This is a genomic window from Ruegeria sp. CI1, assembly GCF_056536925.1.
Map to the genome: position 1 here is coordinate 139,219 of NZ_JBQFQP010000003.1, position 21,317 is coordinate 160,535.

Sequence of the window (21,317 nt, forward strand, 5' to 3'; positions counted from 1 at the left end):
CTGCTTCGGGCCGCACTGTAGTTCGGGTAAAGCTTCCACATCGCAGCAAGGATTTCATCTGATGGCCCTCGAAATTATTGGCGCCGGCTTCGGGCGTACTGGCACGGACTCCCTCCGTGAAGCATTGGCGGTTCTCGGCTTCGGACCTTGCCACCACATGCATGAGATCCGGGACAATCCGGAGAAAGCGGGTCCATGGCATGATTATTTTTGTGGTGGGTCGCCGTTGGATCTCGACCTGTTGTTCGACGGCTATCGGTCGCAGGTCGACTGGCCTGGCGCCCATCTTTGGCGCGAGTCGGCTGAATACTACCCGAACGCGAAGGTAATCCTGTCGGTGCGTGATCCGGAGGGCTGGTATGCGTCCTACTCGAAAACGATCAAAGTTTTTCGCGAAACCGAAATGCCGCCGGAGGCGCCACATATGCGCCAAATCCAGGAGTTCGTGGATGTCTTTCTCGCCGACCGCTTCGACACCGAGGAACGGGCAATAAAAGACTTCGAGGCGCATGTTGCCGAGGTGAAGTCAGTGATCCCGGCGGACCGTCTTCTCGTATATGAACTGGGCTCAGGATGGGAGCCGCTCTGTGAGTTCCTCGGAGTATCTGTGCCGGATCAAAGCTATCCGCATACAAACTCCACGACAGACTTTCAGAAGCACAATATTGAACTGCAGAGATAGTCCGCAAAGCAGTCTGTCCGGTCGCGTCTGCGGCAGCTTGGTCCGCGACCTGGGCATTGACCATCGAACACTCGCTGCGCGCTGCCTGAATGTCGGCAATTCCTTCTGCCGTGCAGCGTGAGAAATTCGGCAGTGCAGCGGGGCGTCGCGCTGCAAGCGCGCGCAACAAAATCCCGATGGGTCTCCTTCGGGCTCAATCTAACCCTTGATCGACGTATCGGCGAACAGCCGGTCTTGGGCGGCGAACGGCGTGTGCCGTTCGCCGCTTGCGTTCAGATATCGACTCGCTCGGCGATGCTCAGCGCGTCTTCAAGTTCCACGCCGAGGTATCGCACTGTGCTGTCGACCTTTGTGTGACCAAGCAGCAGTTGGACAGCGCGGAGATTGCCGGTCTTGCGGTAGATCTCCGAAGCCTTAGTCCTGCGAAGCGAATGCGTGCCGTACCCGCTGGGTTCAAGGCCGATGGATGACACCCACGCCCGTACGAGCCTGGCATATTGCCGGGTCGAGATGTGCGGAGATGCGTGGAAGCGGCTGGGGAACAGGTATCGGGAGCCACGCATTTCGGGGCGATCGAGCCAGACGGCAATCGTTTCGCGCGTGTTCTCAGACACTTCGAATTGAACGGGCCGATTGGTCTTGCTTTGCACGATCGTGACGCGCTCGCGAACGCGATCACCGACGACAAGATCGGAGACCCGCAGTCTGACGAGGTCACATCCACGAAGCTTGCTGTCGATGGCGAGGTTGTGCGTTTCTGTTTCCTAGCAGGATCCATGATCGACTGCATGTATCGACCCGGCAGTACGCGCGCCTTGTCCGGGAATGGGTATCGGCGATCGGCCTGGACCAGAGCGGATACGGCACGCATTCGCTGAGGCGCACTAAGGCCGCTCAAATCTATCGAAAGACCGGCAACCTTCGTGCGGTCCAGCTCCTGCTCGGACACACCAAGGTCGACAGTACAGTGCGATACCTTGGGGTCGAGCTCGAAGATGCGTTGGCAATCGCCGAGAAGATCGACATGTAAATGAACGGCGAACGGCATAAGGTGCCGTTCGCTTTCCGAGACCGGACGGACAGCCAAGGCCCCGTCAACGACGGTTGAGAGCCCAACCTGTGAATTCGAGTTTTGTGCTGCGTGCGCACGCAGCGGCAAATATTCTGCACAAACACGAGATTCCATGACGCGGTGCGGCGGCAATTTCGGTCGTTCGTGAACCGCGCAGAATTTTTGAAGGCGGCAATTCACAGGTCGCGGACGAAGTGGACTTACGCTGCTCCTGCGCTAACGGCAGCTTTCTGTACATTGCGTCAGTAACGAAAATCACGTGAGGCAGGAACCGGTCATCCGCAGCAGTTGGAACTCACGGTCGCAATGGGCACAACGCTGGCAGCATTGCTAAGGAAAACTTCTGGTTAGGAACCGGATTATTTTTGCCGACCAGCCTCGGCAACCAAGGCCGTTAGCCTGTAGAACCCATGCGCCATCTTGGTGAAGGGCGTGAGTAAGAAAAAGGCAAGAACGGCGCCGAGGTGGATCGCCAGGAGGGTCGGCATGACAGTCGATTGACCAAGGGCATACAGCGCCAGCCCGCTGAAGCCCGTGAAGCCCAGCAGCCCGACAAAGGCGACTTCGCCGCCAAAGGCGGCAGAGGCGCCCAAGCTCCGGTCGGACCGCAGCTTCAGCCGGATAATCTCGACGCAACCAATAACCAACAACAGCCCGCCTGAAATCCCCAGCAGTTTTGGCAGGGAAAGCAGCCCATAGGGCGCGTGCATGTCGAAGACGTAGTGCATCACGGTCGCGACGCTGGTGGAGGCAAAGCACAGAAGGAAGCCGTACATGACCGCCTGATGTACCGCGCGCCGCGCGTGGGTGAACCGATCCTCGTCCTCGAAGTTGCAGCCGTCGCCATGCCCGCCCTTGAGGTTCTTCATGTTGGCGGCTTGACGGATTGCGGTGACCAGATGTTCGGGGCGGAACGGACCGGCACCGATGTGCCGCCAATACCGGCGCAGGCTGATCGCGATGCTGAACAGGGGGAACAGGAAGGCGGGCAGGAAGATGGCCACCATCGCGTTGTGCGACAGGACCGCATAAAACCCCTCGCCTGCGGCGGATGGCAAGGCGCGGACCGCCCAGAACAGCAGGGCAAAGCCGATGACGGTGGCAACGGCAATCAGCACACCATTCTTCTGAAAGGCCTTCCCGGCGGCGCGGGGGAAAGCCATTTCCTCCCAACTGTCCTGCCGGACATTTGCCAGCGCCTGCGGCAGGTTCAGGTCGAATTCATGCGGGGCCGTGTATTGGCAGGCATAGTAGCAGCCCCGGCAATTGTGACAGAGGTTCGCCAGTTGTGTCAGGGTTCCGTCGCCGAACGCGCGTTCGGCGTGCAGGGCGGGAAAGACGGAACAATAGCCCTCACAATAGCGGCAGGCGTTGCAGATCTCGGCCTGACGACGTGCCTCTTGCAGCAGATCAGATTGCATTTGCATGGGCGGCGGCCTCCTTGCCTGCGATGCGTCCAAAGACGGTTCCGATGGTCATGCCGAACCCGGCAAGATAGCCTTGGCCGAGGATCGACCCGGCCATGGTTTCACCCGCCGCCCAGAGGTTCGTGACAGGGCGGTTGCCGACAGAGCACTGCGCGCGCTCGTCAACCTTCAGGCCCAGATAGGTAAAGGTAACGCCGGTGCGCAGCGAATAGCCGTAGAACGGCGCTTCGGTGATCGGGCGGGCCCAGTTGGTTTTCGGCGGGGTCAGGCCGGTGGTCGCAACACCGTCCAGCTCGGTCGGGTGAAAGCCTGAGGTGTCGCCGCAGGCTGCGTTGAAGTCGTCCACCGTCTGAACCAGCGCGTCGGCGGGCAAGCCCATTTTATCGGCTAATTCCTCCAACGTGTCCGCCTTGATCGGCGGGAAGACCGAGGGCATGAACAGGTTCAGCGATTTCGCGTCGATGATGACATAGCCAACCTGATCGGGCTGCGCGGCGACAAGGCGCCCCCAGATGGCATAGCGCTTGGGCCAGACGTCCTCGCCCTCGTCATAGAAGCGCTGCGCGTGTTTGTTGACCACGATGGAAAACGGCACACAGTCCAGCCGCGTGACGATGCCGCCGTCGAATTTCGGCGCGCGCCCGTCGATGGCGACGGCGTGGCACTGCGTGGGGTCGCCCACCTGTTCGACGCCTTGGTCCAGCAGGTCGGCCAGCACGACGCCGCGATTGTAGGGCGTGCCACGGATCAGGAAGTTCTTCGCCGCAGGTCCCCAGGCACGGGCCAGCCAGTCGGTATCGGCCTGAAACCCGCCAGAGGCGACGATGACGGATTTTGGTGTGGTCGAATGGCTCTGGCCGCCTTGCGTATAGTCGATGCGGGTTACGCGGTCGTCTTCCAGTTCCAGATGCGTGACGGCGGCCTCGTATTCCACCTGTACCCCCAGCTTTTCAGCCGTGCGGTAATAGGCGTTCACAAGGCTCTTGCCACCGCCAAGGAAGAAAGCATTCGTACGCGCCAGTGACAGCGTACCCGATAGAGACGGCTGGAACCGAACGCCGTGCTCTTCCATCCACGGCAGACAGTCTTCCGATGTGCGGATGGCTAGCCGCGCCAGGCGTTCGTCCGTCTTGCCGCCGGTGACCTTCATCAGGTCGGCGAGGTATTCATCTTCGGTGTAGCTGTCGACAAGCGGGCCGAGCGGGCCATGGTGCATGCAGCGAAAATTGCGCGTGTGGCGGGAATTGCCTCCGCGATAGGGCTTCGGCGCGGTCTCAAGGATCAACACGTGTGCACCCGCTTCTGCCGCCGTGATGGCCGCACACAGCGCCGCATTGCCGCCGCCGATGATGGCGATATCGGGCGAGGTCACAGCAGGTCTCCGTCATAGCCGGGGGGGGGTGTGACTGCTGGCGCGCAGGTCGCGCACCCGCACCCGCTGGGCGGCTTCGATATGGGCGCGCATGGCGGCTTCGGCCAGCGCCCCATCCCGCGCCTTGATCGCGTCGAGTATGCCGAAATGCTCTTCCTCAGCCTTCTTGGCGCGGTCCGGTTCGGTCAGCGTCGTCGGGCCAAGGATCATCAGCGCCTTTTGCAAGCTGTGGATCGACCGCGCGAGAAAGCGGTTCTTGGCCGCGTCCAGAAGCGCCGCGTGAAATTGCCGGTTCAGGATGAACGCCTCGGGCGCATTGCCCAACTCGGCCATCTGCTGGTTCATGTCGATCAGTTCCTCGATTTCGATGTCGGAAGCGGCCCGGGCGGCCAGTCGCGCGGCGGTGCCTTCCAGCACCGCACGCATCTCGTAAAGCTCCATGACCTCGGCATAGTCGAGCCTGCGGATCGTGGCCCCCTGACGCGGAACATGCGTGACGATGCTGTCGGCCTCCAACTGGCGGATGGCCTCGCGCACCGGGGTGCGCGACACGCCAAGCCTCTCGGCCAGCTCGGTTTCGCGCAGGCGGTCGCCGGGATTAAGTCGACCTTCACGCAGTTCGGTCAGCAAGCGCAGGTACGCGCTGTTGCCCTGTGGGGCGCTGTCGTCATCCATGATCACGGGTCTCCGCTTCAATCTTGCATCCAATTGGATACAATCGTATGCAAAGAGCGTCAAGACACCCAGGAGGCCGGTTTGCGCAAAGATCTCTCTCACCCGCTGGCGCGGCGCGCGCTGACTTTTGCGCTCGCCACAGTGGGCACGATCTTGTTCTGGTTGCTGGCGCTGCCACTGCCGTTCCTGTTCGGTCCGATGGCGTTTTGCCTTGCAGGAGCCTTGGCGCATCTGCCGCTCAAAGGGTTTGGGCAGGTTTCGGTCGCGGCGCGCACCATCCTCGGCGTCGCGGTGGGCGCGTCAATCACGCCCGCCGTCATCGCAGAACTGCCGCGCATGGCGCTGTCAGTCGCATTGATCCCGGCCTTCATCGCGGTGATCGCCGCCGTGGGTGTACCGTTCTTTCGCAGGCTCTGGGGCTTTGACGCGCCGACGGCCTATTACGCGGCCATGCCCGGCGGGCTGCAGGACATGGTGATTTTCGGCACCGAGGCGGGGGGCGATCCGCGCGCGCTGTCGCTCATCCACGCAACACGAGTGCTGATCATCGTGACCCTCGCGCCCTTTATCCTGTCTCATTTCTATGGTGCCGCGCTGAGCAATCCCATCGGTGCGCCCGTCGCTGATCTGCCGTGGTACGAGCTGGCGATCATGGTCGCCGCCGCGTGGATCGGCTGGAAAGGCGGGGAACGGTTGGGCCTCTTCGGTGCCTCGATCCTTGGGCCGATGATCGTGACGGCTGCGCTGTCGCTGGCAGGCGTCGTGCATTTCCGCCCCCCTGCCGAGGCGATCCTTGTCGCGCAGTTTTTCATCGGCTGCGGCATCGGGGTGCATTTTCTGGGCGTCACATGGCGCGAGCTGACCCGCGTTGTTGCGGCGGGCGTGGCCTATGTGCTGGTGCTGGCGGTGCTGGCGGCCGGGTTTTCCGGACTGGTGACGGCCTTCGGGCTGGGCGATCCGGTACCCGCGTTTTTGGCCTTCGCGCCCGGCGGGCAAGCGGAAATGACGGTTCTGGCCATCGTGACCAGTGCGGACCTCGGCTATGTCATCACCCACCATCTAACGCGCATCGTGATCGTGATCGTCGGTGCGCCGGTGGTGGCCAGCCTTATTGCCCGAAGACGGAGGGGTTGACCATGTGGATCGGCGCGCCCGCCGCGTAGGCGTTCACTTGGGAAAAGATGTCGGCGAACTGCTTGTCAAACTCGTCCTCGGTGACAAAGCCGATATGAGGCGTGGCGATCAGGCTCGGATGCGCCAGGAGCGGGTCATTAGGATTTGTCATCGGCTCAGTGTCAAAGACGTCGATCGCGGCCATGCCGGGGCGGCCCGCATTCAGCCCGTCCAGCAGTGCCCCGGGGGCAATCAGGCCCGCGCGCGAGGTGTTCACCAAAACGGATTTCGAACCCATTTGTGCAAGATCCTCTGCGGTGACGATCCCGCGCGTTTCCGGTGTCAGCCGCAGATGCAAAGACACCACGTCGCTGTCAGAAAAGAAGGCCGCTCGACTGCTCGCGACAGTTTCACCATCGGCCTGCGCCTTTGCACGGCTGTCGTCGGACGCCCACCAGACCACATCCATCCCGAAGGTGCGGGCATAGTCGGCTACGACGTGGCCGATGCGGCCATAGCCATAAAGACCAAGCCGTCGGCCGCGCAGCGTCCGGCCCACGCCCATCTGCCACTGACCTGCCTTGGCGCTGACCATCTGCTGCGGAAGTTGGCGCATGCCGGCAAGGATCAGCGCAAAGGTCAGCTCTGCGGCGGCATAGTTTGCCCCATCCCCACCCTTGTTGGAACACAGCAGAACGCCAGCCTCGGTGCAGGCGTCCACGTCTACATGCGGCCAGACCCCGCGCTGAGAGATCAGCCGCAGGTTCGGCAGGCGCTCAAGAAGGTCACGTGTGACGCGGGTCCGCTCGCGGAACAGCACGACGCAGTCTGCCTCGGCCAGCCGTGACGCGAGTTTCGCCGGATGGGGCTCATGATCGGTCCAGACCGTGACGTCGTGACCTGCAAGCAGTTCGAAACAGGGTAAGCCGCGCAACGTGTCGAACCAGTCGTCGAGGATGTGGACCTTCATGGTGTGGCCTTTCAGGAACTGCCGGACAATGCCTTGATCGCGCGGCAAACCCGGTCATGCAGGAGGATCAGGTCTGCCTTGTCCGACGGCTCTTCGACGATGCGCCGCGACAGATCGTTACGCGTCTCTTCTCGTTACGCGTCTCTTCCAGATCGCGCCGAGCGCGGGCGAGTTTTTCGTAATCGTTCATTTTCGGCTCCTCAATGAGACAGCAGAACGGGAATAGTGGTGCGCGACAGAATGTCGGTGGTCATACCGCCGAGGAAATCCTCTCGGAATTTCGAATGCTCGTAGGCGCCGAGCACCAACAAGGAGGGGTCGTGTTTCTTGCACCATGTCAGCAAAGTATCGGCTACCGGATGGGTCGTGGGCCAGTCGTGGTGGGTCGCCTCGACCCCGTGGCGGGACAGGTGCAGCATCAGATCGTCGATTGGCCACGGGTTGCGCGAGCCCACGGTCAGCACGCTCACGTGGCCCTCGTCTTCGAGCAGGCGCAGACTGTCAGACAGTGCCCGTGCCGCGGCGCGGCCCCCGTCCCACGCAAGCGCGGCATGGCTGTGCGTGGCACCAGCGTCATAGCCCGCAGGCACGACGATCACCGGGCGGCCCGACAGGAGCGCGATGCGGTCGGGGTGCAGCGTTACGTGTTCGTCATCGGCATCCGACCGGGTGCCGACGATCAGCATGTCGTAGTGGCGCGCGGCCTCGGACAGAACGGTATCGACACGGCCTGTGACCTCTTTGAGTTGCAAGGCATTGTCCAGCCCCAAGCTGGTGCGTTCATCCTCGAACCGGGTCTCGATCTCGCGCAGGATGTCGGTGTTGGCGGCGTCCAACAGGGCGCGCGCCTCTTTCGGGATCCAGCGAGAGCGTTTGTCGATCACCTCGTGACCGCTATGGGCCAGCATGGCGGTGACATGCGCCCCGAAACGCTTTGCCAGCGACGCGGCATATCGCAGGGCCGCGACCGAGCCGTCAGAGCCATTGAAGGCCACCAGAAGATTCATCACCGGCATGTCAGTGTCCTTTCCAGACGGAGGCGGGCACGTAGACCTGCCCGTCGGCCAGCTTGCGTGCGGTGCGGAGCAGCCCTGCGGATTTCAGGGTGAAGTGGTTGTTCATCTGGAAATCCACCAACACTTCGATGGTGCCCGAGGCGTGTTCCAACACCACGTTCGCCGGGCTTTGCGTGGGCCGGTCCAGCAGCCCGTCCGCCACGGTGCCCGGCGTCAGCGCACAGGAAGCAAGGCATTGCGAGCCGGTGACCGCCATCGAGGGGTGTGTCGTCCACGGCATGAAATAGCGCGTCGCGATGGTGCCGCCGCCTTGGGCCGGGGCGAGCAGGCCGAATTTCGGCGTCACGGATTGCGACACATCACCCAAGCCCATGGCCGCTCCGGCTTGAAGACGTAGCGCCTCCATCCGGGCAAAGAAATCGCGGTTCTCGTCAAGTTCCTGCACGGTTTCATAGCCGGTCAGCCCGAAATCCGCGGCGCGGGCGATGACCATGGGCATGGCCACGTCCATACAGGTGACCTCGATCCCGTCCAAGGTGTCGCGCAGGTTACCGGTGGGCAGGAAGGCCCCGGTGGAAGACCCGACCACGCCCATGAAATTCAGCGCGATGGGCGCTGCGGTTCCGGGCACTCCGGCAATGGCCGTGTCGCCATCGTAGCGCATGGTGCCGCCCGGCGTCTGGACGCGAGCCAGCACCCTTGCTCCGGTGTTGACGGCACGGATCTTGATCTCTGTCTCGTCGCCTTGGGGCTGGACCAGACCCATCTCGACCGCCGCCGGGCCGACGCCGGACAGGATGTTGCCGCAGGTCGGTTTGAAATCGACCAGCCGATCCTCGACCGAAACCTGCGCAAAGAAATAGTCCACATCCGCCCAGTCATCACCCGAGGCTGAGAGCATGGCGACCTTGGTGGTCACCGCCACGCCGCCACCGATGCCGTCGATGTTGATCGGGTGACCCGAGCCTATGGCGGCAAGCAGCACCTCGGCCAGTGTCTCGCGATCTTCGGGCAAGTCCTTGAGGTTGAAATATGGCCCGCGCGAAGTGCCGCCCCGCATGAAGACGAAAGGAATGCCTGTCTGTGTCATGTCATTCACTCCGCCCGATTATTTCAGCGGCCAAGGCAGATCGACGGCGTGCTGCAACAGCCCCGGTGGGAAGTCGCGGTTCAGCGCACCTGCCATGACACACATCAGCGCGATGCCAGCGGCGGTGAGGATCAGCGTCTTGGGCCAAGCGGCCTGCGCACGGACCCGCAGGAAGGCTACGAGGAAGCCCAGCAGCGCAAGGATGAAGCCGACGAAATACGTCGCCACGATCAGACCCACGAACCACGCCAACGTGCCCCACAGGCCATAGGGCGCATCCGCGTCCTCTCCAGCCAGTTCCTTGTCGGCAAAGATCGCGTCCGTCTCGGGGCGCAGGAGCATCTGCACCAGCAGGATCAACAGAGCCGTCAAGGTGATGCCCCCGATGACCAGCGGCACGATCTTGTCCGTCATGTTGTAGTCGGGGATCATGTTCGCGTTGATCAGCGCGGCCACCACATAGGCCATGACAATCAGCAAGAAGACCAATGGCGCGCGCTTGGAGCCGGACTGCACGTCACCCTCGGCCATGATGGATTTCGCCTGGCGCAGACCCAGCACGACCGAGACCACGGTGACGATCAAGAGCACGATCACGATGGGCGAGAAGATGTAGTCCATGCCTTCCTCAAAGGATTTGCGGAAGCGGAAGGACGCGATCTGGAACGCCTGGTTCGAGAATTTCTCGACCGGGTTGGACAGCACGAAGCCGATCAGGAAGGCCGGGCGCGACCAGTCGAAGCGGCGCAGGAAGATGCCGATCAGACCGATGACGAACAACGCGAGAATGTCCTCGAAGTTCTGGCCCGACTGGAAAGCCGCGAAAGAGATCAGCATGAAAAGGAACGGCGCGAGATAGGTAAAGCGGATGGTGGTCAGCTTGGCGATGCCGCCCGAAGCCGCGATGCACAGGATGGTGCCCACCACATTGGCCAGCGCCAGCAGCCAGACAATGGAATATGTGATGTCGAGATTGTCGCGAAGCATGTTCGGCCCAACCTCGATATCGCCGGAGCCCAGCAGTGCTATGGCCCCGATGAAAATCGCCATGGAGCCGGAGCCGGGGATGCCGAACAGCAGCGTCGGGACAAGACCGCCGCCTTCCTTGGCGTTGTTCGAGCTTTCCGGCCCGATCACGCCGCGGATTTCACCCTTGCCGAACTGCGACTTGTCCTTGGTGGTCTGGACGGCATGACCATAGGCGATCCAGTCGACGACCGAACCGCCAAGGCCCGGGATCACGCCGACGACGACGCCGATCAGCGAACAGCGGACCGAAAGCCACTTGTTGTTAACCCAGTCCCGCACGCCTTCGCCCCAGCCGGCGCCAAGCTTGGCGTCCTTGGCGATGGAACGGTCTTGCCGCAGAAGGCTGACGATTTCCGGCACGGCAAAGATGCCGAGGCCGACGATCACCAGCTTCAACCCGTCCGTCAGATACGGGATGTCATAGGTGGCCATGCGCAGCGAGCCGCCCGCGTCGGCCTCGCCGATGGTGCCGATCAACATGCCAAGACCGGCAGCCGCAACACCTTTTAGCGCGACGCGTCCGGCAAGGACGGCGACCATGGACAGGCCGAGGATCGAAATCATCAGCATTTCCGGCAGCCCAAAGGCCAGCACCAGCGGCCGCGCCACGATGATGAAGATCGTCAGGAAGGCCGCGCCGACCAGCCCGCCGAACAAGGACGAGGTGAAGGCCGCCGAGAGCGCCCGCGCCGCCTGCCCCTTCTTGGCCAGCGGAAAGCCATCCAGCACCGTGGCCTGTGACGCGGAACTGCCGGGAATGCCCATCAACACCGAGGCAAAGGTGTCCGAGGTCGGCACAACGGCCACCATGCCCACCATCAGCGCAAGGCCCAGAACCGGGTCCATGCCGAACATGAAAGGCAAAAGAAGCGAAAGCCCGGCAATGCCGCCCAGCCCCGGAAAGACGCCGACAGCAAGGCCCATAACCACGCCGAGCACGAGGTATCCAAGGACTTCGGGTTGCAGTATCAGGGCCCATGCCTGGCCAAGCGCTGGCAGGGAGGTCGCGAAAACATCCATCATCACACCGGCTTTCGATTTTGAACTGTGGGAAAGGTGGCAGAAGCGGCCCCCACCGGTCTGGCAGGGGCCGCGGGGCGCCCGCCTATTTCAGCGAAACGCCGTAGGCTTCTTGCAGCCAGTTGGTCACGAAGGCCTTGGCTTCCGCAGAAACGATTGTGCCCGCCTTGGTCGCCTTGAGTGCGCCTTCGCCGACAAAAACATCGTATTTGCCAACGCGCTTGGCGGCGATTTTCGGGAAGTCCGGGCGCTTGCGCACGGCATCGAACGCGTCAGAGAACGTCTTTGCCACGTCATCCGGGGTGCCTGCGGGCAGGAAGGCGATCTTTTGCACCGGGAAACCGGCGACGAAGAAGGCTTTCCACGCATCCCATGCTTCGCCAGAGGTATCGCAGCCCTCGGTGGCTTCGCAGACTTCCTTGAATGTCGGCATGTCCGGGAAGGTCGGGTCGCGCACGATGTCGCCCGCTTCGTTCAGCGCGCCCCATGTCATCATCGGCACGGCCTTGCCCTGCGCGACCAGATCGGCAGAGGCACCGAGGTAGCTGGACGAGGTCTGGTAGTCGATGGTGGCCTCGCCGCGTTCGAACATCAGGCGGCCGTCACCGCGCCCCTTGATGCCAAAGACCGGCTCGACGTTCATGCCCAGCATCTTCCAGGCCAGCAGCGGAACGAGGTCAAGGCGTGTCGCCCCTTGCGAGCCATAGATGAAGTCGATGTCCTTGAGGTTGTTCGCCGAGCCGTCGAATTTCGCGCCGTCCTCCGGGTTGAGATAGGCGACACCGCCCGTGCCCGATGCCATGACCGGCACCCAGTCGGAATATTCGTAGCGCACACGCGGGTCATCCAGCAGATAGGGGAACTGGGTGGACCCGGAGGTGCCGAAAATCAGCGTCCCGTCATCGTATCGCTGTTCCTGGAACCAGTTCGCGCCCTTGGTCGATCCGGCACCCGGCATGAATTTCACCACCACGGTGGGGTTGCCCGGCAGCTCTTCGGACAGCAGCGGCGCAAAGAAGTTGGCCCATTTGGCCGAGCCACCGGTTTCCGAGAACGGGATGACCCATTCGATCGTCTTGCCGGAAAGGTCGATTTCAGCCAGCGCCGGGGATGCAAGAATGGTTGCTGCGGCAACCGAGGCTGCGAGTGTCTTGATGGTCATTGGTGTCCTCCCGTAGACCTGCCGCAACGGAACAAAGGCCCGGCGGTCCATGTATGTTCATTTCCAGGGAATGATTCCCTCCTCCAACAGCGCCAACATGCCATCTCAACCTTGCGCGAAACTTGCGCATCGTGACAAAGATATAGGCATGCGCATAGCAGTGATCGAAGACAACGAAGCATTGGCCCAAGGAATCGCTTTCCGTCTTAGGGACAGAGGGCACGCGGTTGACCTGCTGCACGATGGCCGCGAGGCGGACACGTTCCTCTCACAGGAGGGCGCGGATTTGGTGGTGCTGGACCTGAACCTGCCCGGCATGGACGGGATCGACGTACTGCGCGCCCTGCGGCGGCGGGGCGATGGTACGCCGGTGATCCTGCTGACGGCACGGTCCGAGACGGCGGAACGCGTCGTGGGGCTGGATGCAGGGGCGGACGACTACCTGACGAAGCCCTTCGAAATGGACGAATTGGAAGCGCGGTTGCGTGCCATGGCCCGACGCAAGAACCTCGAATTCACAGCAAAGGATAAGCTGGGGCCGCTGGTGTTTGAACGGACCGCACGGCAGGTGCTGAAAGACGATCATCCGCTCGATATCCCGCGCAAGGAAATCTCGACGCTGGAATGCTTGATGGAAAGGCGCGGGCGGATCGTGTCCAAGGCGCAGCTGATCACCCATGTCTACGGCACCGGCTCTGACGCCGAAGAAAGTGCTATTGAGCCGCATGTCTCGCGCCTGCGCAAGCGGCTTGAACCCTTTGGCCTCAGGATCAAAACCGCGCGGGGTCTGGGCTACATGCTGGAGGTCGACACTTAATGAGGGCGATGTCGCTGCGCCTTCGTCTGTTTCTTGTGATCCTGCTGCCGCTGTTTCTGGTTGCGATCCTGTTGGGTTGGTGGCGATTCGAAGTGGCGCAGCGCACCTCGGAAGAGTTGTTCGACCGAACCCTGCTGTCCGCGGCCTTGGCGATTTCGCGCGATGTCGCGATCTCCGAAGGCGATGCGCTTTCACCTGCCACCAGACAGGTTATCTCGGATGCGGGGGGCGGCGAGCTGTTCTATCACGTCACCGGTCCCGGCGGGATCTATGTGACGGGGTATGCTTATCCGCCGCGCCCCGAAACGCCTGTCGCGCGGGACCTGCCCTCCTACTATTTGGCCAACTATCGCGGCGAGGAAATGCGCGTCCTGCGCATGATCGAAAACCGCACTATTGGGACATTGACCGGCGACACGGTCGTGACGGTCTGGCAACGGGTCAACGACCGACGTGCCTTTGCCCGTGCGCTGGCCTTTCGTGCGGCGGCGCTTATGGCGGGCCTGATGGCGGCGCTGGCCCTGATCATCTGGTTTGGTGTGCAGATTGGCTTGCGGCCTCTGAACGATTTGCAGGCGGCGATCCGGCAGCGTTCCCCGGACGATCTCGGTCCGATCCGCCGCCCCGTGCCGAATGAGGTTTCTGGCATCGTGGCGACCCTGAACCGGCTGCTGGTACAAGTGCAGGACAGTATTGAAGCGCATCAGGCCTTCATCTCGGACGCAGCGCACCAGTTGCGCAATCCCGCAGCGGCAATTCTTGCCCTCGCCGAAACGCTTCCGCAGGTGCAGGACCCCGCAGAGCGCGCGAAATGCGAAAGGCAACTGGCAGATGCCGCGCGCAAATCCGCGCGTCTGTCCGAACAGTTGCTGTCTCTGGAACGGCTCCGCTACGATGACAGCACGGCCATGGAACCGTTCGACCTGAACTCGGTGGTCGAGGACGTCTGCCGAACCTTTGCTGCCAAGGCGCTGTCTCGTAACCTGGAGTTTGACCTCGTACTGGGCACGGCCCCGCTTCCCGTCATGGGCAATCCCGTTCTCATTGGCGAGGCCTTGATCAATATTCTCGACAACGCCCTTAAGCATGGTGGCGCAGCGATGAAGGCAATCAAGGTGCGGGCCTTTGCCGAAGACGACAGCGTGATGATCTCGATTCGGGATGATGGCGTCGGGATCCCGCCAAGCAAGGAGGGGACGGCCTTTCGCCGTTTCTCGCAGTTGCAGCACGGCGAGGGAACCGGATTGGGGCTCGCCATTGTGGAACAGGTGATGGCCAGGCTCGCTGGACGGGTCGATCTTGTGCCGACCGAAAAGGGAACGAAGTTCTGCCTTAAGTTTCCGCGCTACGAGCAGGCCTGAGACACAATTTCCGTTCCCACCTTGTTTGCTCAGCGGCGAGTCTGTACCGCCGCGCTTGGAAGGCCTCGACGTTTCGCCGTTCGATCCACAAAGTCACCTTGACCGCTCCCAATTGCTCTGCCGCCCGGCGCCCTGTTGGCGACAATCAGTGTTGCAATCGGCTATTCATTGCCTGGTAGGTGAACGGCGCCTATGGGTCAATCTTGCCAGAAACAACGTCAGCTTTCGGTGCTTCGCGGTTCGTTGTTTCGGATGCAGCATCCGTAAAAAAGGGCTCTTTCCGGCCGTTAGCTGCGTTTTGCACCAAGGTCCGCACTGAGTATGTTAATGCTTGAAACAGTTCTCTCTGTGCCAGGTTACAAACTCGGTCCTTGGCCGGTTGGCGAGGCGGTCCGGCACCAAGATCTTGCCGGACGCGTTGATCATCGATGTCACGGCTTCGATGTCGTTGCTCTGACGGGAAACCAGAATAGTCAGGTCGTCAGCTAAACCAACGAGACCGCGATCAAACATCCAATGTGCAGTTCCGGACAGGGCGAGCCCGTTGCTGACGATGTCGGGTCCGTCATGCTCTACAGGTCTGATATGAGCGGCTTCCACTTCAGCTCGGCCACCGCCATTTATCAGACGTAATCCAGTGATGGCGCAGCGCTCGCCGTAGGCGCGCAGGACGTTCTTTCTGAAATTACGATCGCGAACCGCCCGGTTGGTCAGTTGGTTGACGCGTTCCCGTGCGGGCATGTGTCGGAAAGGTGTTTGCGCGTCTTGAAAACCTGGCAGCTGCATCGAGTCACCAACGCGAGGCAGGATGTCCTCGTCCCGTCCAAGACCACGTTCGACAATTCGGGCAAAGTCTTCAGCTGAAAGGGTTCTTACCGCAGCTTGCGCGCGTCCAGATATCTTGCCTTGATCGTTCAGCAATCCGCTTTCGATGACTGAATTCTCGTCTCGGAATGAAACAGGGTCGCCGAAATCAAGATAGGTCCCCGGCTCAATCACCGCCAAGAACATTTCCGGTTTCCTAGGATCCGGAATGATCTCCTGGACCTTAGCGACAGCAAAATAGCCTTTGGTCTCTTTGACCTTGCTTGGCTCGAGGTAGACGATCCAATCCCCTTCGCACTGTTGGGCACGCGAGAGGTATTGTTTGGGAAACTGATACCGCTCCGAGGGAATATCGTCGTAGATCGAGTCGCTGCGATGGATGAAAATACCGAAGGCCATCGGATCACCCGCGTTGCAGGCGTTCCAGTTTTCGATCGGCCGCGCGAAGTGTCAGCACCGCACCTGTCAAAAATGGAAGTGCCAAGCCAGCTGCGGCGATGGCAAGAATCAAGATGGCGGCCAAAACCGAGTATTCGGCAGACTGTTGTGCCAATGATAGTCGACCCAAGCCAATCAAGTAGAACACGCTGGTTCCCAGGAAGATCAGGTAAAGCGGCCCAAAGGGTTCAATCACCTCGCGGCGAGTGCGCTCCAAGACCGAATGCCGCAACATGTTCCAGCGTTTGCTTGCCTTGTTCACCAGATTACTCCCTTACCAGCTCGATCCATGTGTGCACGTCATCATCCGTCACTTCGCGGCCTTCGACATGCGATTGATACCAACGGGCGACAATGGCCCCGCGCTTTTCACTTTTGATTTTTATGCCCTCATCGGTGAGGTGCTTATCCAGCGAGCTTTCGATGTGTTTGAGGGCTTCGAAATCATGTCCTGCCCGAATGGATTTGGTGCCCAGAAGTAGCCAGGGTACGTCTACCTCGAACCGCTCACCCATCGCGACTAAGGCTTCTACGGGCATTCCGCGCTGGCCCTTTTCGTAGCTGTGATACGCGCGCGGTGAGACACCGATAGCTTCCGCCATGGCCGCTTGTGAGAAGCCGATTTCATTGCGAGCAATGGTGAGACGAGCACCCATTGCAGCAAAAAGATCAGCATGTTTCTGCGGCATCTGAATTTTCCAATTGACTACTTCGTCGAAATTCGCGAACTTTGCAAAAAATGACGAACATTTACAGTTAATCACATCTGACCACGTCAGAAGGTGCAGAACAAGCGATTCCATGCGTGTCGCTGATTCAACTTATGCGGACAAGGACGACTGAAATGGCAGAGACCAACTATTCAGACAGCTCGCAGATCCTGGGGCTCGGGAAAACACCCGCGCAGTGGGTCGAAGTTATGGCCGGGATGGGGATCGATATTTCAGAACGCACGTTGCGTGAACGCGCCAATGAGACGGGCGCATTTTATCGCCTTGGGCGAACCATGCTGATCACGCCCGCGCAGATTGATACGATTTTTGAAGGAGGCCAGTCATGCCGCTCCAAATTTACAAGAGGGGCCGTGTCTACTGGGCCAAGGGGTGGATCGAATACAACGGCAGGCCAATCGCCGGCCCATACCGGCGAAGCACTAAGGCATCTACAGAAGAGGGCGCACGGGACTGGATAAACCATGAGACCGAACGTCAGATCCGTCGCTATGTCGTGGGCGACGAACCGAGCAAGACGTTCTCTGATGCAATCATGCTCTACAACGCGTCCCCGAAGGCGGCGAAGCAGTTGATCCCGATTGTCGAAGTGATCGGCGACCTGTCGTTAGGTGCGATATCTGGCGCGTTACTGAAAAGCCTTGGGCCGAAGCTGAAACCCAAAGCGTCGACGGATACCTGGTGGCGCGAGATCGTGACGCCCGCGAGTGCGGTGATCAACAACGCGCATGAGCTGGAAGGCACGCCGCTGATCCGCGTGAAACCCTACGACAAGTTCGAGCGGATCGCTCAGGACAAGCGGCGAGGGAAGCTCAGCCGCGTCGAGCGCACACCAGCTGATAAGGAATGGATCGAGGCATTTTGTCGTGCCGCCGACCCATACAATGCCGCACTGGTGCGTTTTATGTTTGAGACGGCTGCAAGGATTGATCAAGCCGTGTCCTTGGAGCCCGATGACCTAAGGCCGCACGAAAACAAAGTCCGCGTGAAAGCTCAGAAGGGGCATCCGGAAAGCTGGATCACCGTTTCGCCTCAGATGATGGACGAGCTACTCGCACTGCCTCCCAAACGTCCCAAGAACCGCAAGACCGGCAAGCTCATGAAGGCGCGCATCTTCGGCTATGGGAGCTCCACCGGTTACAACACGCGCTGGAAGACGATCTGCAAACGCGCGGGCATCTCGTACCTTTCAGCCCACCCGGCAGGGCGGCACGGGTTTTTCACGGAGCTTGTTGTCCGTCAGGGCGTCGATCCCGTCACAGCAGCCAAGGCTGGACGTTGGTCAGACCCCAATTTGCCCATGCGGATTTATGCCCACGCAGAGACCGATGAGGCCGACATTAGGGCCCGTTTTCGTACAAACCACGTACAGGATGACACTGTACAAGCACCCAACAGTAAGAAATCACAAAAGGAATAGCGCTATGAACGCATCCCTCCTAAGGGGCAGGTTGCAGGTTCGAATCCTGCCGGGGTCACCATTTCCCTTCTAGCAGAACTTGCAATTCCTGCCCTTCAAATGGTTGAGTGGCCGGATGAACGCAAAAGGCGGAGTAGAGCGTGGCTTGGCCATCGAATTCGGGAATTGACGACGAAAAACGCCGGGAATGGCGCGAGCGGTATGGCGAAAGCGACGCAGCGGCGGGGATCGAGACCACGGACGCGTTCGAGCCGTTTTCGCAGATCAACGACATGTTCACCCGCGCTTTCTGGGACGATACCGTGCGCAGCAAGCAGACGGACGAGTTCTTTGCCAGCTATCGGATGAAGGCCGCCTATCGCAAGGGTGACGGATTTCGGCAAAAGGATTTCGCGCTGCGCAACGCAAGCTGGCTGGTCTCGGATATCATCAGCAACCGCAGCGCCGAGGACGGCCGCCGCGAGGGATTTCAGGCCCCGATCGCCTATGACACTCCGGTGGCCGAAGCGCAGATCGAAATTGACGATCCGGCGCAGATGAGCGCCGAAATCAAACGGATCGCGCGGTTTTTCGGCGCCGATCTGGCGGGCATCACCGATATGGATGAGCGCTGGCTATATTCGTCGCGGGTCGATGTGCGCGATTTCTCCGAGGCCGAGAACACCTTGCCCGAAGGGTTGACCAGCGTGATCGTCCTGGGCCATCAGATGGACCGGGACCTGGTCGCCACCTATCCATCGGCGCTTGCCGGGGCGGCGACAGGCCGGGAATACTCGCACGAGGCGGCGATCGTGATCCAGCTTGCGGCCTATATCCGCAACATGGGGTACGAAGCGGTCGCCTCGATGAACGACACCGGGCTGGTCATTCCCTATGCGGTCAAGGCGGGGTTGGGCGAATACGCCCGCAACCAGATGGTCATCACGCCGGATTTCGGCCCCCGGCTGCGGTTTTCAAAGATCTTCACCAACCTGCCCCTGTCGCATGACGCGCCAAGGCCGCAGGGGATCGAAGCGTTCTGCAACATCTGCACCCAATGCGCCGATGCCTGCCCTGTCAAGGCGCTGCCCTATGGGCCCAGAAACGTCAGCGCGACCGATGACAGATCGGCCATTCAGGGCGTGCGCAAGTGGACCTCTGATGCCAGGGCGTGTTTCGGGTATTGGGCCAAATTGCAATCCGATTGCGCCATCTGCATGCGGGTCTGCCCGTTCAATCGCGATTTCGGTCAAAAGCGCAACCGCTGGTGGTTGCGGCTGGCCATGTCACGCTTTCGCAAGCTTGCCTTGTGGCTGGACAAACGCAGCAACCGGGCAGATCGGCTGAAACCCAGGGACTGGTGGGGGGGGCGGTGACAGGTAGCACCGAAATGGCGCGGGGATACAAACCCGTGTCGCAAATATCATTGAGTGCAACTACGGCACAGCCGATGGTCGGCGCATCTGAAAACAGGATCAACACATCATGCTGCACGAAAAACCGGGTCTGATCGAAGCCGTTCGCGCGCGATTTGCGCATGTGGATGCCTGCCCGTTCCAAGGGCCGCGCATCTTTTTCGAGAACGCGGGCGGCGCGCTGACGCTGAACTCGGTGGTTGAAACCACGGCGAAATTCGCGGCCATCCCCGACAATCAGGGCCGGGACAACGTGGCCAGCCACGCGCTGGTCGACATCATCAACCGGGCCAAGTCGGACATGGCGACCCTGATGAATGCCTCGTCCGGGCAGTTCTTTGTCGGCGAAAGCGGTACCGAGCTGCTGTTTCGCATGATCCGCACCGCCTGCGTGAATGCGCCCAAAGGCAGCAAGGTGATTGGCAGCTCCATCGAACACCCCGCCAGCCGCAGTGCCGCGCGGCGCTGGGCGGATATTGCCGGGCTGGACTATGTGAACGTGCAGCATGACGATGACACCGGCATGGTCACGGCGGATCAGTACCTCGCACACCTGACACCCGATGTCTCGGTCGCCACCATCGTGCATGCCTCGCCCGTGACCGGCATGGGCATGGACGTCGCTGCCATAGCCTCCGCGATCCGCGATGTCGCGCCCGATTGCCTGATCGTCGTCGATGGCATCCAGCACGCGGCCCACGGCCAGCTTGATATCGACAGCTATGGCGTCGACGGCTACGCGATCTCGCCCTACAAGATGTTCTCGCGCCATGGCTACGGCGTGGCGTGGATATCTGACCGGCTGACGGCGCTGCCCCATGACATGCTGATCGACGCGCCCGCAACGGGGTGGGAATTCGGCACTCGCGATACCGGGTCATACGCCACCATGTCCGACGTGGTGGCCTATTTCGACTGGCTGGGCGGAGAGGTGTCGGACCAGACCGATCGCCGCGCCCGGATCGAGGCGGCGGGTCGCGCCATCCACGCCTATGAAACCCACCTGACCAATGCGATGATCAACGGCACCGGAAATCTTCCCGGCCTGCGCGACATGGATCACATCCACATCCTGGCAGGGGCGGACAACCCGGCGCGCGAGGGGCTGGTTTCGATCGTGGTCGAGGATGTGCCCTCGGCCGACGTGGTCACGCAGCTGAACGAACAAGGGATTCGCACCCATATCCGCAAGGCCGACCATTACAGCGGCAACGTGCTGACCCCGCTGGGCCTCAGCGACTGCATCCGCATCTCGCTGTGCCATTACAACACCGAACACGAGGTGGCGCAGTTGCTGGCGGTACTCAAGAACATCCGGGACTAGGGCCGGGATCGCGCAAGAATTTCTCCAACCCCTCTTGCACGCGCCGTCCCTCTTGGCTACATCCCCCCTCACGGGTGATTAGCTCAGTTGGTAGAGCGCTTCGTTTACACCGAAGATGTCGGGAGTTCGAGTCTCTCATCACCCACCATCCCAACCCACAATGTATCAAGGACCTAAGCGCCTAGAGCCTCTGGACTTATCAACCGGAATGATCCGAGCCAATACCAACCTGATCTCAACCGATGTGGCCCCTTCGGCGGTTTCAGGCAATCGAGTTTGGGACGCGAAGGATCAAAATTCAGCCTGGATCGTGATCCGGAGCCGAAGTACCCCTGCTTGGGCGGTATTACCTGATCCTTGAGGCAGGCGCGCCGCCTCT

Annotated in this window: 18 protein-coding genes, 1 tRNA gene and 2 pseudogenes; 9 read left to right on the plus strand and 12 right to left on the minus strand. The window is 61.1% G+C overall.

All coding sequences use genetic code 11. The features are described 5' to 3' along the window. Positions 1 to 61: 61 nt before the first annotated feature. Positions 62 to 682, plus strand: coding sequence for a sulfotransferase family protein (locus ACR0LZ_RS04445; protein WP_480748572.1), 621 nt, complete (start codon positions 62 to 64; stop codon positions 680 to 682). Positions 683 to 954: 272 nt separating this feature from the next. On the opposite strand, the pseudogene ACR0LZ_RS04450 reads toward ACR0LZ_RS04445, so the two are convergent. After that, positions 955 to 1,431 (minus strand): annotated as a pseudogene (locus ACR0LZ_RS04450) (tyrosine-type recombinase/integrase); the annotation flags it as partial. Here ACR0LZ_RS04450 and ACR0LZ_RS04455 point away from each other — a divergent pair. Beyond that, positions 1,431 to 1,712: pseudogene (locus ACR0LZ_RS04455) on the plus strand (tyrosine-type recombinase/integrase); the annotation flags it as partial. The pseudogenes ACR0LZ_RS04450 and ACR0LZ_RS04455 overlap by 1 nt on opposite strands. A gap of 401 nt (positions 1,713 to 2,113) precedes the next feature. Here the strand turns inward: ACR0LZ_RS04455 and tcuB are convergent. Genes tcuB through ACR0LZ_RS04470 form a run of 3 tightly spaced genes read right to left on the minus strand, consistent with a single transcriptional unit; the run spans position 2,114 to position 5,228 of the window. Beyond that, positions 2,114 to 3,175 (minus strand): tricarballylate utilization 4Fe-4S protein TcuB, encoded by a 1,062-nt coding sequence (gene tcuB, locus ACR0LZ_RS04460; RefSeq protein WP_480748782.1) that lies wholly within the window; start codon positions 3,173 to 3,175, stop codon positions 2,114 to 2,116. Continuing rightward, positions 3,165 to 4,553: an FAD-dependent tricarballylate dehydrogenase TcuA gene (tcuA, locus tag ACR0LZ_RS04465; protein ID WP_480748573.1), complete on the minus strand. Its 1,389-nt coding sequence runs from the start codon at positions 4,551 to 4,553 to the stop codon at positions 3,165 to 3,167. Before tcuA ends, tcuB begins: the two co-directional genes overlap by 11 nt. 12 nt (positions 4,554 to 4,565) lie before the next feature. Next, the gene (locus tag ACR0LZ_RS04470) at positions 4,566 to 5,228 is read right to left on the minus strand and encodes a GntR family transcriptional regulator (RefSeq protein WP_480748574.1); all 663 of its coding nucleotides are present in this window, start codon (positions 5,226 to 5,228) and stop codon (positions 4,566 to 4,568) included. A gap of 81 nt (positions 5,229 to 5,309) precedes the next feature. On the opposite strand from ACR0LZ_RS04470, the gene ACR0LZ_RS04475 reads away from it, so the two are divergent. Further along, positions 5,310 to 6,362 (plus strand): AbrB family transcriptional regulator, encoded by a 1,053-nt coding sequence (locus ACR0LZ_RS04475; RefSeq protein WP_480748575.1) that lies wholly within the window; start codon positions 5,310 to 5,312, stop codon positions 6,360 to 6,362. On the opposite strand, the gene ACR0LZ_RS04480 is transcribed toward ACR0LZ_RS04475, so the two are convergent. The 5 genes from ACR0LZ_RS04480 to ACR0LZ_RS04500 form a co-directional block, all read right to left on the minus strand. After that, positions 6,337 to 7,311, minus strand: coding sequence for a D-2-hydroxyacid dehydrogenase family protein (locus ACR0LZ_RS04480; protein ID WP_480748576.1), 975 nt, complete (start codon positions 7,309 to 7,311; stop codon positions 6,337 to 6,339). The genes ACR0LZ_RS04475 and ACR0LZ_RS04480 overlap by 26 nt on opposite strands. 200 nt (positions 7,312 to 7,511) lie before the next feature. After that, complete coding sequence (locus ACR0LZ_RS04485) at positions 7,512 to 8,327, minus strand: universal stress protein (RefSeq protein WP_480748577.1); 816 nt, start codon at positions 8,325 to 8,327, stop codon at positions 7,512 to 7,514. Between the two features lies 1 nt (position 8,328). Then, on the minus strand, positions 8,329 to 9,417 hold the full coding sequence (locus ACR0LZ_RS04490; RefSeq protein WP_480748578.1) for a 4-oxalomesaconate tautomerase: 1,089 nt from the start codon (positions 9,415 to 9,417) through the stop codon (positions 8,329 to 8,331). A gap of 18 nt (positions 9,418 to 9,435) precedes the next feature. Beyond that, on the minus strand, positions 9,436 to 11,466 hold the full coding sequence (locus tag ACR0LZ_RS04495) for a tripartite tricarboxylate transporter permease (RefSeq protein WP_480748783.1): 2,031 nt from the start codon (positions 11,464 to 11,466) through the stop codon (positions 9,436 to 9,438). An 85-nt stretch (positions 11,467 to 11,551) separates the two neighbouring features. Next, positions 11,552 to 12,628 carry a tricarboxylate transporter gene (locus ACR0LZ_RS04500; RefSeq protein ID WP_480748579.1) on the minus strand — a complete coding sequence of 359 codons (1,077 nt, stop codon included), beginning with the start codon at positions 12,626 to 12,628 and terminating at the stop codon, positions 11,552 to 11,554. Between the two features lie 148 nt (positions 12,629 to 12,776). Here ACR0LZ_RS04500 and ACR0LZ_RS04505 point away from each other — a divergent pair, with 148 nt between their 5' ends. Further along, on the plus strand, positions 12,777 to 13,445 hold the full coding sequence (locus ACR0LZ_RS04505) for a response regulator transcription factor (protein WP_480748580.1): 669 nt from the start codon (positions 12,777 to 12,779) through the stop codon (positions 13,443 to 13,445). Further along, entirely contained in the window at positions 13,445 to 14,806 is a 1,362-nt protein-coding gene (locus ACR0LZ_RS04510) for a sensor histidine kinase N-terminal domain-containing protein (protein WP_480748581.1), read from the plus strand. The genes ACR0LZ_RS04505 and ACR0LZ_RS04510 overlap by 1 nt, the downstream gene beginning before the upstream one ends. 324 nt (positions 14,807 to 15,130) lie before the next feature. On the opposite strand, the gene ACR0LZ_RS04515 is transcribed toward ACR0LZ_RS04510, so the two are convergent. From ACR0LZ_RS04515 to ACR0LZ_RS04525, 3 genes are read right to left on the minus strand one after another with little or no spacing between them, the layout of a single operon-like run. Then, positions 15,131 to 16,030, minus strand: coding sequence for an HNH endonuclease (locus tag ACR0LZ_RS04515; RefSeq protein ID WP_480748582.1), 900 nt, complete (start codon positions 16,028 to 16,030; stop codon positions 15,131 to 15,133). A gap of 4 nt (positions 16,031 to 16,034) precedes the next feature. Continuing rightward, the gene (locus ACR0LZ_RS04520; RefSeq protein ID WP_480748583.1) at positions 16,035 to 16,331 is read right to left on the minus strand and encodes a hypothetical protein; all 297 of its coding nucleotides are present in this window, start codon (positions 16,329 to 16,331) and stop codon (positions 16,035 to 16,037) included. A 4-nt stretch (positions 16,332 to 16,335) separates the two neighbouring features. Then, the gene (locus ACR0LZ_RS04525; RefSeq protein ID WP_480748584.1) at positions 16,336 to 16,872 is read right to left on the minus strand and encodes a helix-turn-helix domain-containing protein; all 537 of its coding nucleotides are present in this window, start codon (positions 16,870 to 16,872) and stop codon (positions 16,336 to 16,338) included. Positions 16,873 to 17,125: 253 nt separating this feature from the next. Here ACR0LZ_RS04525 and ACR0LZ_RS04530 point away from each other — a divergent pair, with 253 nt between their 5' ends. From ACR0LZ_RS04530 to ACR0LZ_RS04545, 4 genes are all read left to right on the plus strand, one after another. Then, positions 17,126 to 18,220 (plus strand): tyrosine-type recombinase/integrase, encoded by a 1,095-nt coding sequence (locus ACR0LZ_RS04530; protein ID WP_170361263.1) that lies wholly within the window; start codon positions 17,126 to 17,128, stop codon positions 18,218 to 18,220. 164 nt (positions 18,221 to 18,384) lie between these two features. Then, positions 18,385 to 19,575: a 4Fe-4S double cluster binding domain-containing protein gene (locus ACR0LZ_RS04535; protein WP_480748784.1), complete on the plus strand. Its 1,191-nt coding sequence runs from the start codon at positions 18,385 to 18,387 to the stop codon at positions 19,573 to 19,575. A 109-nt stretch (positions 19,576 to 19,684) separates the two neighbouring features. Beyond that, entirely contained in the window at positions 19,685 to 20,938 is a 1,254-nt protein-coding gene (locus ACR0LZ_RS04540; RefSeq protein ID WP_480748585.1) for an aminotransferase class V-fold PLP-dependent enzyme, read from the plus strand. A 72-nt stretch (positions 20,939 to 21,010) separates the two neighbouring features. Beyond that, positions 21,011 to 21,086 (plus strand) — tRNA-Val (locus tag ACR0LZ_RS04545). The last annotated feature ends 231 nt before the right edge of the window (positions 21,087 to 21,317 follow it).

Excerpts from the sequence above, each read along its gene's own strand:
- ACR0LZ_RS04495 (WP_480748783.1), bottom strand. The coding sequence starts at position 11,466 with ATGGATGTTTTCGCGACCTCCCTGCCAGCGCTTGGCCAGGCATGGGCC.
- tcuB (WP_480748782.1), bottom strand. The coding sequence starts at position 3,175 with ATGCAATCTGATCTGCTGCAAGAGGCACGTCGTCAGGCCGAGATCTGC.
- ACR0LZ_RS04470 (WP_480748574.1), bottom strand. The coding sequence starts at position 5,228 with ATGGATGACGACAGCGCCCCACAGGGCAACAGCGCGTACCTGCGCTTG.
- ACR0LZ_RS04480 (WP_480748576.1), bottom strand. The coding sequence starts at position 7,311 with ATGAAGGTCCACATCCTCGACGACTGGTTCGACACGTTGCGCGGCTTA.
- ACR0LZ_RS04540 (WP_480748585.1), top strand. The coding sequence starts at position 19,685 with ATGCTGCACGAAAAACCGGGTCTGATCGAAGCCGTTCGCGCGCGATTT.
- ACR0LZ_RS04515 (WP_480748582.1), bottom strand. The coding sequence starts at position 16,030 with ATGGCCTTCGGTATTTTCATCCATCGCAGCGACTCGATCTACGACGAT.
- ACR0LZ_RS04525 (WP_480748584.1), bottom strand. The coding sequence starts at position 16,872 with ATGGAATCGCTTGTTCTGCACCTTCTGACGTGGTCAGATGTGATTAAC.
- ACR0LZ_RS04510 (WP_480748581.1), top strand. The coding sequence starts at position 13,445 with ATGAGGGCGATGTCGCTGCGCCTTCGTCTGTTTCTTGTGATCCTGCTG.
- ACR0LZ_RS04505 (WP_480748580.1), top strand. The coding sequence starts at position 12,777 with ATGCGCATAGCAGTGATCGAAGACAACGAAGCATTGGCCCAAGGAATC.
- ACR0LZ_RS04500 (WP_480748579.1), bottom strand. The coding sequence starts at position 12,628 with ATGACCATCAAGACACTCGCAGCCTCGGTTGCCGCAGCAACCATTCTT.
- ACR0LZ_RS04485 (WP_480748577.1), bottom strand. The coding sequence starts at position 8,327 with ATGCCGGTGATGAATCTTCTGGTGGCCTTCAATGGCTCTGACGGCTCG.
- ACR0LZ_RS04445 (WP_480748572.1), top strand. The coding sequence starts at position 62 with ATGGCCCTCGAAATTATTGGCGCCGGCTTCGGGCGTACTGGCACGGAC.
- ACR0LZ_RS04490 (WP_480748578.1), bottom strand. The coding sequence starts at position 9,417 with ATGACACAGACAGGCATTCCTTTCGTCTTCATGCGGGGCGGCACTTCG.
- ACR0LZ_RS04530 (WP_170361263.1), top strand. The coding sequence starts at position 17,126 with ATGCCGCTCCAAATTTACAAGAGGGGCCGTGTCTACTGGGCCAAGGGG.